This is a genomic window from Kitasatospora sp. NPDC057512 (assembly GCF_042802135.1).
Classification (GTDB): domain Bacteria; phylum Actinomycetota; class Actinomycetes; order Streptomycetales; family Streptomycetaceae; genus Kitasatospora.
Genome location: NZ_JBHVET010001273.1, coordinates 1 through 1,142 on the forward strand (window position 1 = coordinate 1; position 1,142 = coordinate 1,142).

The 1,142-nt window shown below is 72.0% G+C and carries 2 protein-coding genes; both read left to right on the forward strand.

Going from position 1 to position 1,142, the window contains the following annotated elements:
- Window positions 1-55 precede the first annotated feature (55 nt).
- Window positions 56-634 carry an aminoacyl-tRNA hydrolase gene (gene pth, locus ACFU6K_RS39430; protein ID WP_074001289.1) on the forward strand — a complete coding sequence of 193 codons (579 nt, stop codon included), beginning with the start codon at window positions 56-58 and terminating at the stop codon, window positions 632-634.
- A 172-nt stretch (window positions 635-806) separates the two neighbouring features.
- Window positions 807-1,103: a hypothetical protein gene (locus ACFU6K_RS39435; RefSeq protein WP_380671550.1), complete on the forward strand. Its 297-nt coding sequence runs from the start codon at window positions 807-809 to the stop codon at window positions 1,101-1,103.
- The last annotated feature ends 39 nt before the right edge of the window (window positions 1,104-1,142 follow it).

A 1,142-nucleotide genomic window follows, 5' to 3' on the forward strand; every position in this document is an offset into this window, starting at 1 on the left:
GGGCAGCGGCGTGTCCGGGATGATGACGACGAGCGCGAAGGAGAGGAAGGACGGCATGGCGGACGAGTACGAGGGCCCGTGGCTGGTGGTGGGGCTGGGCAACCCCGGGGAGCAGTACGCCCGGAACCGGCACAACATCGGCTTCATGGTGGTGGACCTGCTGGCGCAGCGGATGGGTGCCAGGTTCAAGGCGCACAAGAGCCGGGCGCAGGTGGCCGAGGGACGGCTGGCGGGCAGGCGGGTGGTGCTGGCCAAGCCGATGTCCTTCATGAACCTCTCCGGCGGGCCGGTGACGGCGCTGCGCGACTTCTACAAGGCGCCGGCCTCGGCGCTGGTCGCGGTCCACGACGAGCTGGACATCGACTACGCGACGCTGCGGCTGAAGCTGGGCGGCGGGGACAACGGCCACAACGGGCTGAAGTCGATCACCAAGTCGCTGGGCCCGGACTACCACCGGGTGCGCTGCGGGATCGGCCGCCCGCCGGGCCGGATGGAGGTCGCGGACTTCGTGCTGAAGGACTTCTCCGCGACCGAGCGCAAGGAGCTGGAGTGGTTCGTGGACCGCTCGGCGGACGCGGTGGAGGCGCTGCTGTCCGAGGGGCTGGAGCGGGCCCAGGGGACGTACAACTCCTGAGGCTCCTGACCGTCCGTCAGCACCCCGTGCGGGGTACGCAACGGTCGTACAACGCTTGGCCCGTCAAACCTGAATCGGTGTGAGAAACCTGTGCGGGATCGGATAGCGTCGGCCCGGTACGCGAACGAGTCCTGGGGAGTTCTCGATGCGGGAATTGCGTCCGGACCGCCGAGTGCGGTGGAGCCGGGGGGTCGAGCTGAAGCGGCTCGGTCGGCGGGTCGGTACGGCCGGTGCGCTGGGCGTGGCCGGGGTCCTGCTGTCGGGCGGCGCGGTGGCGCACGCGGAGCCGGTCGCCGAGTCGGACCCGGCGGTCTCCCCGGAGCCGGCGGCGGCGCAGTTCGGCCCGGTGCTCGGCGACTCGATGGGCCCCGACGCGGGGCTGCTGGCGGTCGGCGGCGGACTGGTGGTGGCGGCCGGCGGCGCGGCGCTGTGGTTGAAGCGCAAGCGCGCGGGCGAGATCACGGAGTAGGAACCTCACGGCCGAGGGCCGGTGTCCCCGACGGGACAC